The organism is Pedobacter sp. UYP1, assembly GCF_040547305.1.
Classification (GTDB): Bacteria; Bacteroidota; Bacteroidia; order Sphingobacteriales; family Sphingobacteriaceae; genus Pedobacter.
In genome coordinates, this window is record NZ_JBEPPL010000011.1 from 37,594 (window position 1) to 54,310 (window position 16,717).

Genomic DNA, 16,717 nt, shown 5'->3' on the forward strand with positions numbered 1-16,717 from the left:
CTGAGGTTTTCTTTCCCTTCGAATGAAGACAATCCTTTTCCTCACCAAGAAAAACATGCTTACGTTCAACCAGTTAGAAACAAAATCAAAAATCACACCCCCTCACCCCCCCCTTTAATTAACTATTCTAACTTCAAAACAGGCTATGCACTAAATGAATGAATTGAATAACATCCAAACACAATCACCGCAACAGGTTAAAAAGCGTGTTTTAATACTTAAAAACCACATATTCAGCATACTGCAAAATAAAAATCGCGAGTTAAGGCCTTTTTCACTTTTCCACGTTTAAGTCAAATATCATTACTTTCGTTATAGTGTTTGGCCAACCTAGGCGTATCCTGAAAAGCCTTTAACGAGTAAGGAGTTTATTTATAATAATCCCCCATTATGAAAAATTTAGAATTAAAAAACCTTGGTGTTGAAGAATTGAACACAAAAGAAATGTCAACAATCGAAGGCGGTGGTTTACTAGGTAATATTTTTGGTGTAGTTGGCGCAGTGGCTACTACTGTAGGTGGAGTTGTTAATACTGTAAGTACTGTAGTTGGTAATACCGTTAAATTTGGTCTTACTCAATTATTTACAATTTTAGGTTCATTATAAAACCTAAGTTAACCGACCCCCATTATGAAAAATCTAGCATTAAAAAACTTTGGTGTTCAAGAAATGAACACGGCAGAAATGTCAAAAATTGAAGGCGGTGGTATCATTAACGACCTCGTAACCGGTCTGTTTAATGAAGTTGTATCTATCACAACTAACTTTGTCAAAAGCACTGTTAGCTTCATTGGCAGTACTTTAGGTACCATTTTCGGCTCTCTATAAAAACCCATAATAAATTAACGCTTGCCGTTATGCTGATAGTATCAGCATAACGGTCATTTAAAAGTTTTTCTATACTGCCCAGGGCTTTGCCCCTTCTGCTTCCGGAAGAATTTATTCAGATGGCTCTCATCGGTAAAACCAAGCTCATCAGCTATTTCATTAATTCGCATATCACTGTGCTGCAACCTGTTCATAATGAACTTTGTTCTGTAATTGATTGTATACTGCTGCATCGTCTCATTCATATGCTTTTTAAAATAACGCCCCAGGTAAGTCTCTGAAATTCCAAAATGTTTACTCACTATTTCTGTCCGGATTTTTTCAGGATGATAAATATTGTTCTGGATGTATTCCAGAATACCCAAAGCCTTTTCTTCTGTACATTCATTAACTTCTTCAGGCAGATATTTTGCGATGTTCCGGGCAACGACTACAATCAATGTATTCACCAATTGCTGCACCAATTCTTTATGGTATAAATCCCGGTTCAGACCTTCGCGAATAACCGCCTCTACCATCGGGCGCACCAGGTTTTTATCAGATTGATTCTTTAAAATACAGCCCGGCTGATGATTCGCATTCTGCAGAATAAATTCCAGGCGCTGAAGATCAGCACTGCTGATCCCTTTTGAACGAATATAAATATCATTAAAACGCAGAAAGAAAAATTGTGACGTGGTTTCAATATCAAAAGAATGACAATCATCGGGTGTGATCAGGAACATATGATCAGGATGATAGTTAAACTTATGTTGATTAATGCACTGTTTTCCCGTACCTGACAAGACATAGATTAACTCGAAAAAGCTATTTTTATGTGCCCAGACCGAACTTTCTTCCAGTGTTTCAAAACTCACTGAAAATGGTTCGTAGAGATTTTCTTTCTTCATGTTACAAATATACCGAAATAGAGAAAATATATACCGTAAAACCATCAATTAATAAGTACAATTTTGCGTTACAAATTTAAACAAAGAGAAATGAAAGCAATAGTTCTAACAGAAGCCGGTAATGTAGATAAACTGGTACCGACCACATTACCTGCACCAATACTCATTGAAGATGAAGTTCTGATCCAAGTTAAAGCAATTGGTATTAATCCTGTCGATGCCAAAACAAGAAGCGGAAAAGGATTATACGGAAAACTCAAAGAACAACCTCCGATTATACTGGGATGGGACGTTTCCGGCATTGTTACCGCATCAAAATCCAGGTTATTTAAAGTGGGTGATGAAGTATTCGGGATGGTAAATTTTCCTGGCCATGGTAAAGCTTACGCCGAGTATGTGGCCGCTCCGGCAGTACAACTTGCGCTAAAGCCAGCCAATATATCACATGAGGAAGCTGCCGCCGCAACATTGGCAGCACTTACAGCCTGGCAAGCCCTGGTTAGCCATGCAAAGATCAAAGCAACAGATAAAGTGCTGATCCATGCAGCAGCCGGAGGTGTAGGACATTATGCCGTACAAATTGCCAAACATATCGGAGCCTATGTGGTTGGAACGTCCTCTGCAAAAAACAAAGACTTTGTAATGGAACTGGGTGCAGATGAACATATTGACTATACCAGCCAGCGCTTCGAAGACGTTGTTAAAGACCTTGATTTTGTTTTGGACACCATAGGCGGCGATAATATCGATCGTTCACTGGAGGCCATTAAAACAGGTGGTACGATCATTAGCATTCCTTCAGGTCTGAATGAAGAAGTAACTGCTAAAGCATCAGCCAAAGGAATTAATGGTTACTTCATCCTGGTATCCTCGAATGGGGATGATATGAAACAACTGGCGATTTTACTGGAAAAAGGGATTGTTAAATCTCATGTAAGCCAAACCTATCCGTTTGAGCAATTGCCAGCAGCTCATTCTGCTATAGAGTCTGGAAGAACAGTTGGAAAAATAGTCATTACTATTTAAGTTAAAACCAGATAAGAGCCCAATTTAAAAAGGCTCTTATCTTTTTAAAATTTCCTGTAAGGTTTCTTTATGACGACCGACAAAGGGGGTATGAAAACAAGTAAAACAGGTTACACAGCAGGCGTTATCGCCACCATAGTGGTATTAGTATGGATAGGCATATTAAAATTTACTCCTTCAGAAGCAAAAGCGATTAAACCTCTAGTGGAGAACAGCTGGATAATGAGCTGGCTTTATCAATTGGTTTCTATTCAGACAGGATCGATAATCATAGGAATTTTTGAAATTATTACTGCGCTGTTCCTGGCTGTTTCTTTCTGGAGCAAAAAAGCAGGGATAATTGCCGGAATATTAACACTTATTATTTTCGCCTCCACCTTAAGCTTTTTACTCAGCACGCCCGGTATATGGAAACAATTGGACGGAGTTCCGGTCACTGATTTCTTCATTCTAAAAGATCTGGCATTTTTGGCTATAGGGATACAAGTTTTAGAACGATCTGCAAATGATTCTGTCGATTAAAAAATTAATTATCAAACAGATATAACTAAATCATTTTACTTTATTAAGTCCGAAACTTCCTGTTTATTTCCATATTTATCTCTTTATATTCGTGAAAAAGGAGATTAAAAATGAAAAGAATATTAGCTGCTTTACTCTTATTTCAAGCCAGTCACCTTCTGGCACAAGATAAAATAACTTCACTGCCGATATGGAAAAAAACAGAAGAAACGGCTAAAAGTCACGATTGGCTGATCAATAGTAATGGCAAAACAGCACAAGTATATCGCGACTTCACAAATAAAGACATTATCTTATCTAATGGACTGATTAAAAGATCATTCCGTTTACAGCCGAATCTTGCCTGTACAGATTTCAGTAACTTAAGCAATGGACAGCAGCTTTTAAGAGCAGTTAGTCCGGAAGCAAAATTAACAATCAACGGTAAGTCTTATAACGTAGGCGGGCTATATGGACAAAAGCAAAACGCTTACCTTTTAAATCAATGGCTGGACGGACTAACGGCAAATAGTTCAGATTTCCTTTTTAAATCTTATCAAATCAGTCCCATTGTACCTTATATAAACTGGAAGCCTGCTGCCAATGAGTGGGCCTCCAACAGACAACAACCTACAGGAAAGATGGTGACATTCTCTTTTGAATCCACCTTGCCTGCTTTGAAAGGAATCCGGGTCAATATAAACTATGAATTATATGATGGTATACCATTAATCTGTAAATGGCTTGGCGTTGAAAATAAAGGAAAGCAAACCATTAAGTTAGGTCAGGTGATTAACGAGCTTATTGCAGCACATGAAGAGGAATCTACAGTAGACGGAAATCCAAAAGACATCAAAACTCCGCACGGAATTTATGTGGAAAGCAACTATGCCTTTAATAATTCTATGAATGCCCGTTTATCAGATCAAACTACCCACTGGAATACAGATTCAACCTACACTTCACAGGTTAACTATAGCCGTAAAACACCATGTTTACTGGAAGTTTATCCGCCGATAGGTCCGGGTGTAGAAATTGCTCCCGGGAATACCTTTAAATCTATCAGAACTAATGAATTGCTGCTGGATAGCTATGACAGAGATAGAAATGGATTGGCCCAGCGTATGATGTACCGTAAAATAGCTCCCTGGTCAACAGAAAACCCAATCTTCATGCACCTGATCTCTATTGATCCAAAAGTGGTAAAAACTGCTGTCGATCAATGTGCAGAAACCGGCTATGAGGCTATTATCCTCAGTTTTGGCAGCGGTGTGGATATGGAAGACCAAAGCGAAGGAAATATAGCAAAAATGCGGGAATTAGTAGATTACGCACATAGTAAAGGTATCCTGATGGGCGGCTATTCATTATTTTCCAGCCGCCGGATTAATGACGAGGAAGATGTGATCGATCCAAAAACCGGAAAAGCAGATGTTCATGCTCAGTTTGCCCATGCACCTTGTTTAGGGTCAAACTGGGGCTTAGCCTATATTGATAAAATCAAAGGGTTTATAAAAAAAACAGGGCTGGATATCTTTGAGAATGATGGCCCATATCCGGGAGATGTCTGTGCATCAACAAAACACCCGGGCCATAAAGGGTTGGAAGATTCGCAGTGGGCACAAATCGAACTGCAAAAAGGACTATATCGTTGGTGTAATGAAAATGGTGTTTATGTGAATGCGCCTGATTGGTATTTCCTGGATGGAACCCATAAAATAGCATTAGGATATAAAGAAGCAAACTTCAAACTACCCCGGGAGGAACAAGCAATTTTAAACCGTCAGAATATCTATGACGGAACCTGGGAGAAGAGCCCTTCTATGAGTTGGGGTTTCGTTCCATTAACTGAATATGGAGGTGGCAATGCTGCATCCACATTAGAACCACTGGCAGAACATCGCGACTCCTATGAACTACTGATGATGCAATATTATGGAGCAGGAATACAAGCCTGTTACCGCGGCCCAAGGTTATACGATACACCCGAAACAAAGAAGCTGGTGACTGATGTGATTAGCTGGTACAAGAAATACAGGTCTATTTTAAATTCAGATATTATACACCTGCGCAGGGCAGACGGAAGAGAGTGGGATGGAATTCTACATATAAATCCAAATCAAAAAGAAAAGGGATTGGCCATGCTATACAATCCTTCGGCAGAGAAAATTACCCGCAAAATCAAATTACCTCTTTATTATACAGGCCTTACGGGAAAAGCTAATATCAGAGAGAAAGAAGGCAAAACCGTTTCCTATACTTTAGACCACAACGATACTGTGACTTATGAGGTCACAATACCTGCCAATGGATATACCTGGCTAGTTATTGAATAACATCCCTTTATCTTTCCAGAATTACGGTGGCCCCCATACCACCCGCTGCACAAACAGAAACAAAACCCCTGCCACTGCCCTTTTCATACAGGAGCCTGGCCAGGGTTGCTAAAACACGACCACCGGTAGCAGCAAATGGATGTCCGGTCGCTATGCTGCTTCCGTTCACATTTAACTTACTGGTGTCAATTTTACCAAAAGCCTCTTTAAACCCAAACTCTTTCAACAATTCAGGACTTTCCCATATTTTAAGAATTGCCAGTACCTGCGCCGCAAATGCTTCATGAACCTCATAGAAATCGAAGTCCTGCAAAGTTAATTCTGCCTTTTTAAGCATCTTAGCTGCCGCATAAACAGGTGCGAGTAACAGATTTTGTTGTTCTTTAATATATTCAATACCCGCCACCTCTGCAAAGGTTATATAAGCCAGAACTGGTAAGCCTTGCTGTGCAGCCCATTCTTCGCTCGCCAATAAAATACAGGACGCCCCATCAGTTAAGGGAGAAGAATTACCTGCAGTAAGCGAGCCATTTTCTTTATCAAAAGCGGGTTTCAACCTGGATAATTTTTCCAGGCTGGTATCCCTGCGCATGTTATTATCAATGTCCAGTCCCAAATACGGACTTAACATATCCTTGAAAAATCCACGGTCGTAGGCCGCAGCCAGTTTCTGGTGACTTTTCAAAGAAAAGCTATCTTGCGCTTCTCTTGAAATCTGGTAGTATTTAGCTGTGATCTCTGTATGTTCTCCCATTGATAACCCAGTACCAGGCTCCATATTCATTGGTGCAACGGGTGTCAGATCTTTAATTCTGAGCTTAGAGAATTCAGTAAATTTCTGTCCGAATGTCTTCGCTCTTCGTGCAGCCAAAAGGATTTTCCGCAACTTTTCGCCCAAGACCAATGGCGCGTCACTGGCCGAATCAACTCCTCCGGCAATCCCTGAATCAATTTGCCCCAGTGCAATCTTATTCGCGATATAAATTGCAGTTTCAATACCTGTATTACAAGCCTGCTGAAGATCACAAGCAGGAGTCTTCTGATCCAGTGCAGAAGCCATCACACATTCTCTTGTTAAATTCAATGGTGTGCTGTGTTTGATTACTGCCCCGCCAGCTACTTCTCCTATCAACTGACCTTGCAAATTATACCGGTCAATTAACCCATTGAGAGCTGCACTGAACATATCTTTATTACTTGCCTGAACGTAAAAGGTATTGTGACGTGCAAATGGGATCCGATTGTATCCAACAATCGCCACTTTTCTTGATTTATGGTTATTCAGCATGATCTGACCTCCTTGATGAGGACTAAAATTACTGATTATCAGCCATTAAAATTTAAAATTAAAAACACACAATAAAACAACCTAAATATTTCCACATCAAACCTTACACTTTCATAAAATGAAAACGAAAAATAAATAATTAAATCGTAATGATGTGACAATGAGACACATCAATCAGTTAAAGCTGATTTCAAAACCAACAAAAAAATGCACAAATATTATCATTAAAAGAAAATAAATACCAAACCAATAACATTCGATAATTTATATCGAAAATGTTACAATTAAAGTTGCGAATGTAATTTGCTGTGCTATTTTTGAGGTTAACTTAAAAACCTAATCCTATGAAACAACATTTATCAGTTGATGACAAAATCTTGTCATCGAAAAAGAAAGTGTACAATTTCTTAAAAAACAGCACAGCAGCAGGACTTTTTATCTTAACCACATTTTCTTCCTGTAAGAAATCAGAACCTGGAAATTCGCAATCAGACAACCAGTCATTAAGTAATTCGAAAACGCAAGTCAATTTCGAACGCAATGCTAACGCAAGCTTAACCAAGCCAATCACTATTGGCTACTATCCAAGCTGGACTGAAGGCTGGTTAAATGAAGATGGAAAAAGTGCGTTCACAACCTTACCAACTGCTGTAACACACGTATTCTTTGCATTTGCCAAACCTAACTTAACGTATGTAAAAGGCTCCTACAATATTTCTACAGCAAATACCGGACTAGAGTGCTACCAGGCAACCGAAGGCGGTTTGATGTTGAAACGTGCCGTTGGAATTTTGAAACAACGCGGTATTACAGTAATTTTATCATTAGGTGGCGAGACCTATTGGAGAGCTCCGGAAAACTTCAATAATATCAACTATCAGCAGATCAAAGATTTCGTAGACGATATCGGCTTTGGAGGGATTGACTGGGATTTTGAACCTGCTGGTAGCTTTAGCGAATCAGGAAATGCAGCTAACGTAGCTTACCTGACAAGGTTTATTACCGAATCCAGGAAATTAATGCCAAAGTCGGCAGGCTATATTATCGCGACCGCACCGGTAGGATCAGGAGCATTAGGCGGATTAAACAATGATGACGCTGCATCTCCATTTGCTTATAGCAAAAGAAACACGATAACCGGCGAATCTGACAGCTACTTGTACAGCGCAACCGATGGAACGAAAAGCATCAGCTTATTTGGTTTTAGCTCGACTGGCGCAATGATCCCTGTAATCAAAGCAGCAGGAGATAAACTAGATATTATTGCCTACCAAGCCTATAATATCGGGGCAGCACCAAACCGCAAGTTAATGTATGACTCCTATGCTTATTATGCCAACATTTACGGTTTTCAGTTAGCGCACGGTACGCACGTACCAAACGAACCATGGGGCCCTTATTTTGAACATACCCCTCAATTTGAAGCTGATTTAGCCAAATACATCCATGATGGCGGTACACAAAGCAGAGCAGGTAAAAATGATGGTATTATGATCTGGAACCTGGCTTTGTTATCAGCAAAGGGAACAAACTATACTGGCGTAACTTACCTGAATGTGGCTAAGAAAGTTTTAAATGGACAAACTACATCAGCAGCACTTGCAAATGCATTTGACTACAAGAATGAGACACCAGTTATACCTACTGATCCAACTAACCCAACCAATCCAGGCACAGGGAATTGTGGTGTAGCACCTTATAATGCAGGAATTGCTTATCCGGCACCTGGTACAAAAGTATATTACAATGGCAAAATATACAAAAACAAATGGTATGTAAATCCTAATGAATTACCTGAAGCCAGCCAATGGGGGCCTTGGGAGTTTGTAGAGAACTGCCCTAAATAGTATTTTTAAATTAAACTGTTCAGGATATCGCAATTATATCCTGAACAGTGTTAACATTTCGCTTAAAGATCAAATTGGAGTTAGTGGCTTAAGCCAGGGTTCAATGTACGTTTAACTACAATAGCTTTCTGATAGTCATAAGCTGCCGCCGGGCTGACTACCGCTACTTCACCTTTCGGTTTTAGTGTTGCTTTTTTATCAATGGCATCTTTTTTACAAGCCACCAGACAGGTCACGGAAACGACCAGAAATAAGAATAATAATTTTTTCATGGTAATTGGATTTAATTGATTTTAGTTTATTAATAGCAGATTATTGAGTGACAGGATTAACAAACTGCCACATGGCACTATACCATCCAGCTTGCGCACCTGCATATTGCGCCGAACCCGACTGGTTTTCCACATGTATCCACTCAGTAGTTTGCCATCTGTTTTGAATGTAACTCCATCCATCGCCTGCCGAGGTAATAGTCCACATGGCGCTATACCATGTAGCATCTGCCGTAGTTGCCTCCACTGTTCCATTCTGGTTCTCTACATTCATAAATTTACCAGTTGCCCGGTTCCTGAGTAACACGAAGCCTCCTCCTGCATTAACTCTTGACCATTGATAGGCCGCTCCAGAAGCATTGCTACCATAGGACACTTTTCCATTACCTGAATCGTACAAGTAAGCACCAGGCACGAACCGATTAACGATCTGGTAATAGGTCGTAGCTGCGCTGCCATTTACCGTTACCGTTGTAATGGCTGTTTTGTTGCCATCTTGTGTAGTCGCAGTAATAGTAGCTGTACCAGTTGCCAGCGCAGTAATAAGCCCTGCAGTATTTACCGTTGCTACACTCGTATTACTGGATGTATAACTTACTGTTTTATTGGTCGCATTGGATGGCGCTATGGTGGTTGTAATTTGCTGAGTTCCATTTACGGTAAGCCCAATTGAAGCAGGTGAAATAGTTATCCCCGTAACACCAATGGAAACAGCATTTGTATTGGTGAGCACTATATACTGAAATGGTGTAAGCGACTGCGATGCTCCAGAAACGAGGACTCTGTCTGCCCCCGTGTAAGCATCCTTATAGGTACCAGACATTCCTGCCGGAATAATGTAATTAGCCGCAGCATTGCGCAAATTCACTATTACAACGACCTTTTCACCACCTGAAGTTTTGGTAAAAGCACAAACATTTGCGTCGGCATAACTGGTCATTGTACCCCTGCGGACAGCAGTACTGGCATTGCGATATTGCAGCACTTTAGTAAATTCAGTACTAACTCCAGCGTTTTGCGACCAGTTTATTTTAACGCCAGTATATGGCCAGAATATTTGCTGATTAAAAGCGACTTCTTGTCCACCATACAAAAATGGAACACCACGCATATAGGCACAAACCAAAAAATTTGCCATCACACCGGCAGACCCTTTAAAAACAGCCAGGGCATTACCTTCAGATGAGCCATTTACATCGTGATTATCGATATATCTGATCACTTGCTGAGTCCCTGTTGCCAGTGCATATTCATAATTGGTTGAATTAGTAATTGCTTCTGATACGTTTTCACCGTTCAACGCGATCTTCTTCAAAGCATTGTAGTAAAACTGGTCACCGAAGTTAAAATCGAAACCACTTTGCATATTCTCCCTTCGGTCTCCTTCAGCAAACATTAAAAGTTTATGCGTAGAAATGCTGCGCAGGCTGCTAATGGCCTGTGTCCAAAAATCAAGCGGTGCATTGTTGGCGTAATCACAACGGAACCCATCTACATTTGCTGCAAATACCCAGTAGCGCATTGCATTGATGATAGCTGTCCGCAAGCTAGTATTGGCGAAGTTGAAGCCAGCAATATCCGCAAATGGCCCTAGCTGCTGAATATTGCCACTTCCATCCCTGTTATACCAGTCAGGATGCTGAGTTATCCATGGATGATCCCAGGATGATCCGTTGACCACAAAGTCAAAAATAACCGCCATGCCCCGGCTATGCGCACCATCTACAAGCGAACGAAGATCAGCCAGACTACCATATTCAGCAGCCACCGCATTAAAATCTTTAATGCAATAAGGCGAGTTGGTACTTTTAGCATCTGTGCCATGCGGATACACAGGCATCAGATATATCACATTAGTCCCCAGTGCTTTGATGTTATCCAGGCGGGAAATTACACCTGCCAGATTGCCGGCAGCACTAAAAGGACGAATATTGACCTGATAGAGATTAACATCCAGCGGGTTAGGCACATTAGCATATGGAGTACCATACTGAGCAGGATCTTGCGCATTCACCTTGATAGCAAAAAAGATGAATAAGAGGAACAGGGCCGTTTTAAAACAGATTTGTTTCAATCGGCCCGGCGTTTTTAACAGGCTTGTTTTCATAGGTTGTTTAGTTTTTAATTGATGTTCAGAACAATGATCAGGATCATTAATAAAAAGCATGACCGGTTTATTTTCATGCCTGTCAAATGTAGAGGAAGAATCAGCCCAAAGGCTTGTTCTAAAAAGACGATATAAAAAATATAAATCAAATAAAACACACAACCAACTGACAATAAGTGTTTTGATTTAAAACTCAGTCGGTCCAAATATTAATTTTTAAGTTTACCGACAATCCATTATATGGTTTTTTTGATAGATATTTGTGTTGAGCAGATCCTCTGTTAAACCAAATAAACCTGTTAAATAACTTTTATTGTTATGCTGCATCAAATGACAAGACGTCTTATTTGCATTTTTGCAATAGGCTGTGCCAACCCATGCTTTGCTGCTGCGGGATCTGCCAATGATAGCTTATTTCATAAGCTGAACCTTGTACTCGCAAACAAGGAATTTTATGTAGCCCTTAAAGAAGCCAGGATAAAAAAAATTGAAACACAGCTCCGGACTACAAAGATACCGGTTATGCAGTTTTCCAGTTTAAAAAAGCTGTATGATGAGTATAAGTCTTTTAGATATGATTCAGCCTATGCCTTCAGTAAACGCCTTGAACATGTCGCTAGCTTACTTAAAGATCCTCAAAAGCTAATTACAGCTAAAATGAGCATCAGCTTTACCTTGCTGTCAGCTGGAATGTTCAAAGAAGCGATAGAAAAGCTGGATCAAATAGACACAAATGCACTTGCTCCTGCTGACAGGATAGACTATTATTTTTTAAAAAGCCGTTGTTATTTTGACTGGGGTGACTTTAACCATAATAGTGACTATAACAGGATTTATTATCCTAAAGCCCTGGCCTATATGGATTCTGCAATAGAATTAACACATCCGGGTACTTATTATTACCTCTCCCTGCTTGGCTTAAAGAATATGCGGATACAGAATTATAAAGCAAGTGAAAATAACTACGTTGCTTTATTAAAACTCCCCGGCCTTACTGCAAGTCAGTTTGCCGTGTCCGCGAGTTCGCTGAGTTATGTCTATAGTATGGAAGGTAAGCAAGAAAAGGCAGATTCACTACTTGCAGCAGCAGCAATTGCAGACCTGCAATCGGCTACAAAAGAAACCGTAGCCATTTATGAGCTTGCCAACAGACTCTACCGTAAGGCCGATGGAAACAATGCCTTTAACTATATTAACGAAGCCATGGAAGAGGCTATCTTTTACGGAGCCCGCCATCGCCAGGTGGCCATTAGCAGTATAATGCCTATTATACAGGCGCAGCGCATAGAAACAATGGAAACACAGCGGCGCTCTTTATTCATTTATGCAGCGATCATTACCTTGTTGATCTTCTTTGTGATCGGGTTTGCTGTGATTATTTTCATCCAGTTAAAAAAACTTAGCATTGCCGGTGATGTTGTCAAAAAGGCAAATCTATCATTACAGGCATCGAACCAAACCTTAGAACAAGTAAACCATAACCTAAGCACTGCAAACAAGATAAAGAATGAATACATCACCTTTTACTTTAACATGAATTCTGTTTACCTGGAAAAACTCGAGAAGATCCAGAAATCACTTGAAAAAAAGCTCATCAATCAGAGATTTGAGGACGCGCTTTATGCAGTAAGGAATTTGCACCTTCAGGAAGAACGTATTCAATTATTCAACACCTTCGACAAAGTATTTCTAAAATTGTTCCCCGATTTCATCACAAAATTCAATCAGTTATTTAATGCTTCCGAAGCACCTTGCATCCCAGAAGGCCAGCTGCTGAGCACGGAACACCGGATATTTGCACTCATACGCATGGGTATCAGTGACAATGATCGTATAGCTAAATTGCTGGGATACTCTGTCAATACCATCTATGCTTATAAAAACCGTTTACGCAGCCGTTCCTATATCCCTAATGACGAATTTGTTCATTGTATCATGCAGATAGAGGCACAATAACAGGAAAGACCGCCCCCCCCCGTAGTCGAAATTTAACTGATCAGGATATAGGCAATACCCCGACCAATATGAACAACAGCAGCATGTTAATTTAAAATAATCAGCTATTATGATTCTCTTTTTTCCCTAAACGGAAAGCCGCCAGCAAGTAGTAGAACGCACCAAATGCAGCATAACCCGCCAGATTGGTAATACCCATTGTTGGATCATGCGCTAACAGGATAAAAGAAGTACCGCCGATAATTGACTGCCCGCCACTGATCATCATAGGCCATTGTCCACCCAACAACTTTCTGCGGCGTAAGCCAAGGATCAACTGGATCAAACCAGTAAGGATTGCCCATACACCGAAAACCATCAATGCTTCAGGAACTCCCGCTTGCAAAGCAAAACCTACAGCTATAGTCGTGATTATACTGATCGCAGCGTTAATATATTGAGGTGTTTTGGAAACACTGCCATTGTTAGTACGGATATCAAGAAAAGTACCCATCACATCCCAGGCCGGGTAGATAACCAGCAGCACACAAGCAATCCCGAATGAAGATTTAGCAAGCAATGCTACAAGGATCACCCATGTGACTGAAAATGCAGCCCTTATAAAATAAAGTTTACGCAGCGATTTCGCAGTTTCAGCAGCCTGACCAGCTGTTTCTATATTTTTTTGATCGATTGAAGTCATGATTTTGATTTTTAGTAATTTCTTAATCAAAGCTCTGCACTTATTGACTGGTGTTTTTTAACTTAAGTTAAAATGGACCGTAATAACTGAATATTTTTGGGTCAAGTCATAAACTTGTGGATCAGGGATTAAATTTCAAGTTTTGGGTTTGATATTTTCTGAGTTCAAAGCAGCTGGTTACGATTTTTTAACAAGCTAATTACTTCCTGATTTTATAGTTCAATTTATCCTTATTAAACACCCTGATTACTTTGATAAGAGATCGGCCAACCCTTCAGCGGAATTCTTAGGGGGAGGAAAGATCCTGATTTTCCAGGCTTGCTACTTTTACGAAAGTTCTCGGATGCCTTTCAGTTTCCATTGATTGTTTCATTGTGCCCTTTACAGAACTTTTGAAACAACCTGTACTCCAAACTGCTGCTTTAAAAATGAAATCGTCCAGGATTCCCTTTAAAAATTTACCCGTTAAACTTCCCATAATAAATAAATGCCTTTCCACCAATGTAGGCTATTCGCGTTAAAGATTATCCTGATGCGTAAAAAATGTCCGTAATTGTCCGCAGCTGTCTGCAATTGTCCGCAGTTGTCCGTGCGTTAGTCAAAGGAAAATTATAATTCCATTAATCTTCATCCGGTTATGATCTAGTTGTGCCTGAATAGAGATCGGGATGACACCAGGTTGTAAACAGGCTTTAAGCATGGCAGGTCTATGTTGTTTCAACTAGTTGTTTTGACCTGGACTTGCCATGCTCTCGCGTTACTTTAGCACTGCTCTTACCCTAACGAGTACTCAGGCAGTACTCAGGCAGTACCCGGGCAGTATCCGGCCGACATAGATTTATTATTTAGCTATTTTGAATTTATTTACTAACAGCCCGGTCTTGTTTCGCCTGAGTCATTCCCACGCAAATTGAAAGCTTTCAGCGCAACTTCCACAGGCATAAGCGCATCCGTGAGCGCAAAGACTTTCTGTTTAGCGCATCAAAAATTTATGCTTAAAAAAGAGCCTGCTCCACAAGTTTATGACTTGATCTATATTTTTTTTGAACCCTGCTCCAGCGACCATATTTACAAAAAAGATGCTCATTTTGAACAACTCACTTACCCGGATCAGGAAGCGCTTGCAGGAAAAAACGCGTTAATTCCCTATTACCTTAAAATCCGGCACAAAAAAAAGGTCTTCCTAAATGAATAGAAAGACCTTTTAAGTAGCCCGTAGGGGAATCGAACCCCTATTTCCAGAATGAAAATCTGGCGTCCTAACCGGTAGACGAACGGGCCATTTCAAAGCGACCAACCTTTGCAGGTTATGCTTCTCCAGGTAGCGGGGACCAGACTCGAACTGATGACCTTCGGGTTATGAGCCCGACGAGCTACCAACTGCTCCACCCCGCACTATATCCTTATCAAACAGGCCTTCAGAGGCTAATACTACTGTTTTTTAAAGTGATGCAAACATAGGGTTATTTTTCAAAAACCGCAAGTATTAGTAGTAAATACTTGTATTATTTTAAAAAACAAAGCCTATTCATCTAATTTACAGACACATCTAATCTTTATTTTTATGTCAAAAAAAAGAAATTAGGTAATTCTTAATACAGAATTAACCTCAGATATCCATTTTCGACGTTCTTTTTCACCTTTTCTTCCCTATCAAAAACAACAGCATTGAATTTCGCTTCAAGCAAATAGGTGTTATTTGATAATTTAACACAACGAATAATTTCGAATTTTGACTGTTGCTGACTTTCTGAAGTGATAACAGTTGGACGTCCTATCGAAACTTTGCTATACGAAGAAAAATCTTCGCTTGTATACAGGTTAATAGCTATACCATTTTGTGTGTGCTCTCTTTCATAATCAATGGGATACTTATAATTTCCAGGCTGAAACAGATCCAATCCGTTTTTAGGCACAAACAAGCCAAGCATACTTTGTCCCATTTCTTTCTTATTGTATTTTTTAGCAAATGAAATATTAATCCCCGCATTATACTCTTTTGCATTGAAATCATAACTTCTGCTGAACATCACAGAATCTTTGTCGCCAGAATAATACCTCACGCTCTTGACCACTGAATCGAGCTTGAGATTGGTTTGAGCATTTCCCATCTGGAACCCGTTCTGATATGTAAAAGAATAAGACTTACCATCCATCTGATAGGAACAAGAATCTCCAAGTGCTAATAAAGGGTCAGGCCTCAATTCTGCAGGCACCGTATTGTCCTTTTTACAGGCTGCAAATAAACATAAGGCAAAAACGCCAAACCAAAATAGAGAAATCTTCATAAACTGAGTTTATATTTTTTATATGATTAATAATTATTCTTTAAAAGAATCAAATATATAACTATAAAATAAATAAAATCTCAAATAAAACAAAAAATAGATTTCAAGAGAAACAAACTAAAAACCAGTCAGTTAAAGAAAGAATGAATTGTAAACCAGAAAAGCATTAAAGATTTTTTCACCAAAGAAATAAGATGAAAATTTGAGTAGCCCGTAGGGGAATCGAACCCCTGTTACCAGAATGAAAATCTGGCGTCCTCACCCCTAGACGAACGGGCCATAAATTAAAGCGCTTAACTTTTAAGGGTTAAACGCTTTCCAGGTAGCGGGGACCAGACTCGAACTGATGACCTTCGGGTTATGAGCCCGACGAGCTACCAACTGCTCCACCCCGCACTATGTTTTAATCAAAAAAGGCTAGTGTGCAACCAGCCTTTTCTTTTGTAGCCCGTAGGGGAATCGAACCCCTATTTCCAGAATGAAAATCTGGCGTCCTAACCGGTAGACGAACGGGCCATTTCAAAGCGACCAACCTTTGCAGGTTATGCTTCTCCAGGTAGCGGGGACCAGACTCGAACTGATGACCTTCGGGTTATGAGCCCGACGAGCTACCAACTGCTCCACCCCGCACTATATTTACAATTGAAAACTATAAAAGATTAAATCTTCCTTTGTTTTAAATTGGTCTGCAAAGAT

15 protein-coding genes and 6 tRNA genes are annotated in these 16,717 nt (G+C 40.0%); 8 read left to right on the forward strand and 13 right to left on the reverse strand.

From position 1 onward, the window contains the following. Positions 1–390: 390 nt before the first annotated feature. The gene (locus tag ABIB30_RS19095) at positions 391–606 is read left to right on the forward strand and encodes a bacteriocin (RefSeq protein ID WP_354304651.1); all 216 of its coding nucleotides are present in this window, start codon (positions 391–393) and stop codon (positions 604–606) included. A 24-nt stretch (positions 607–630) separates the two neighbouring features. Further along, positions 631–828 carry a hypothetical protein gene (locus ABIB30_RS19100; RefSeq protein ID WP_354304652.1) on the forward strand — a complete coding sequence of 66 codons (198 nt, stop codon included), beginning with the start codon at positions 631–633 and terminating at the stop codon, positions 826–828. A 53-nt stretch (positions 829–881) separates the two neighbouring features. Here the strand turns inward: ABIB30_RS19100 and ABIB30_RS19105 are convergent, their stop codons facing one another. Next, positions 882–1,718, reverse strand: coding sequence for an AraC family transcriptional regulator (locus ABIB30_RS19105; RefSeq protein WP_354304653.1), 837 nt, complete (start codon positions 1,716–1,718; stop codon positions 882–884). A 90-nt stretch (positions 1,719–1,808) separates the two neighbouring features. Between ABIB30_RS19105 and ABIB30_RS19110 the strand changes: the two genes are divergently transcribed. The 3 genes from ABIB30_RS19110 (at position 1,809) to ABIB30_RS19120 (ending at position 5,581) form a co-directional block, all read left to right on the forward strand. Next, on the forward strand, positions 1,809–2,744 hold the full coding sequence (locus ABIB30_RS19110) for an NADP-dependent oxidoreductase (RefSeq protein ID WP_354304654.1): 936 nt from the start codon (positions 1,809–1,811) through the stop codon (positions 2,742–2,744). Positions 2,745–2,834: 90 nt separating this feature from the next. Continuing rightward, positions 2,835–3,266 carry a DUF417 family protein gene (locus tag ABIB30_RS19115; protein ID WP_354304655.1) on the forward strand — a complete coding sequence of 144 codons (432 nt, stop codon included), beginning with the start codon at positions 2,835–2,837 and terminating at the stop codon, positions 3,264–3,266. 110 nt (positions 3,267–3,376) lie between these two features. Then, a complete protein-coding gene (locus ABIB30_RS19120) occupies positions 3,377–5,581 on the forward strand; it encodes an alpha-galactosidase (protein ID WP_354304656.1) in 2,205 nt (734 codons plus the stop codon). 7 nt (positions 5,582–5,588) lie between these two features. Here ABIB30_RS19120 and ABIB30_RS19125 read toward each other — a convergent pair whose 3' ends face one another. Then, positions 5,589–6,869 (reverse strand): acetyl-CoA C-acetyltransferase, encoded by a 1,281-nt coding sequence (locus ABIB30_RS19125; protein ID WP_354304657.1) that lies wholly within the window; start codon positions 6,867–6,869, stop codon positions 5,589–5,591. A 344-nt stretch (positions 6,870–7,213) separates the two neighbouring features. On the opposite strand from ABIB30_RS19125, the gene ABIB30_RS19130 reads away from it, so the two are divergent. Continuing rightward, complete coding sequence (locus ABIB30_RS19130; RefSeq protein ID WP_354304658.1) at positions 7,214–8,716, forward strand: glycosyl hydrolase family 18 protein; 1,503 nt, start codon at positions 7,214–7,216, stop codon at positions 8,714–8,716. Between the two features lie 80 nt (positions 8,717–8,796). Here the strand turns inward: ABIB30_RS19130 and ABIB30_RS19135 are convergent, their stop codons facing one another. Continuing rightward, a complete protein-coding gene (locus ABIB30_RS19135) occupies positions 8,797–8,988 on the reverse strand; it encodes a hypothetical protein (protein WP_354304659.1) in 192 nt (63 codons plus the stop codon). Positions 8,989–9,028: 40 nt separating this feature from the next. Then, positions 9,029–11,095, reverse strand: coding sequence for an alpha-amylase family glycosyl hydrolase (locus ABIB30_RS19140; protein ID WP_354304660.1), 2,067 nt, complete (start codon positions 11,093–11,095; stop codon positions 9,029–9,031). 330 nt (positions 11,096–11,425) lie between these two features. Between ABIB30_RS19140 and susR the strand changes: the two genes are divergently transcribed. Then, the gene (gene susR / locus ABIB30_RS19145; RefSeq protein ID WP_354304661.1) at positions 11,426–13,051 is read left to right on the forward strand and encodes a SusR family glycan utilization regulator; all 1,626 of its coding nucleotides are present in this window, start codon (positions 11,426–11,428) and stop codon (positions 13,049–13,051) included. A gap of 100 nt (positions 13,052–13,151) precedes the next feature. On the opposite strand, the gene ABIB30_RS19150 is transcribed toward susR, so the two are convergent. Together ABIB30_RS19150 and ABIB30_RS19155 are read right to left on the reverse strand one after the other, a co-directional pair. Continuing rightward, the gene (locus ABIB30_RS19150; protein WP_354304662.1) at positions 13,152–13,733 is read right to left on the reverse strand and encodes a hypothetical protein; all 582 of its coding nucleotides are present in this window, start codon (positions 13,731–13,733) and stop codon (positions 13,152–13,154) included. Positions 13,734–14,019: 286 nt separating this feature from the next. Then, positions 14,020–14,211 carry a hypothetical protein gene (locus ABIB30_RS19155; RefSeq protein ID WP_354304663.1) on the reverse strand — a complete coding sequence of 64 codons (192 nt, stop codon included), beginning with the start codon at positions 14,209–14,211 and terminating at the stop codon, positions 14,020–14,022. 513 nt (positions 14,212–14,724) lie between these two features. Here ABIB30_RS19155 and ABIB30_RS19160 point away from each other — a divergent pair. Next, on the forward strand, positions 14,725–14,928 hold the full coding sequence (locus tag ABIB30_RS19160) for a hypothetical protein (RefSeq protein WP_354304664.1): 204 nt from the start codon (positions 14,725–14,727) through the stop codon (positions 14,926–14,928). A 14-nt stretch (positions 14,929–14,942) separates the two neighbouring features. Here ABIB30_RS19160 and ABIB30_RS19165 read toward each other — a convergent pair. From ABIB30_RS19165 to ABIB30_RS19195, 7 genes are all read right to left on the reverse strand, one after another. Continuing rightward, a tRNA-Glu gene (locus tag ABIB30_RS19165) sits at positions 14,943–15,014 on the reverse strand. 41 nt (positions 15,015–15,055) lie between these two features. After that, positions 15,056–15,128, reverse strand: a tRNA-Met gene (locus ABIB30_RS19170). Positions 15,129–15,325: 197 nt separating this feature from the next. Then, complete coding sequence (locus ABIB30_RS19175) at positions 15,326–16,021, reverse strand: hypothetical protein (RefSeq protein ID WP_354304665.1); 696 nt, start codon at positions 16,019–16,021, stop codon at positions 15,326–15,328. Between the two features lie 207 nt (positions 16,022–16,228). Further along, a tRNA-Glu gene (locus ABIB30_RS19180) sits at positions 16,229–16,300 on the reverse strand. 44 nt (positions 16,301–16,344) lie between these two features. Continuing rightward, a tRNA-Met gene (locus tag ABIB30_RS19185) sits at positions 16,345–16,417 on the reverse strand. Between the two features lie 48 nt (positions 16,418–16,465). Beyond that, positions 16,466–16,537: transfer RNA gene (locus ABIB30_RS19190), tRNA-Glu, on the reverse strand. A gap of 41 nt (positions 16,538–16,578) precedes the next feature. Next, positions 16,579–16,651 (reverse strand) — tRNA-Met (locus ABIB30_RS19195). Positions 16,652–16,717 lie beyond the last annotated feature (66 nt).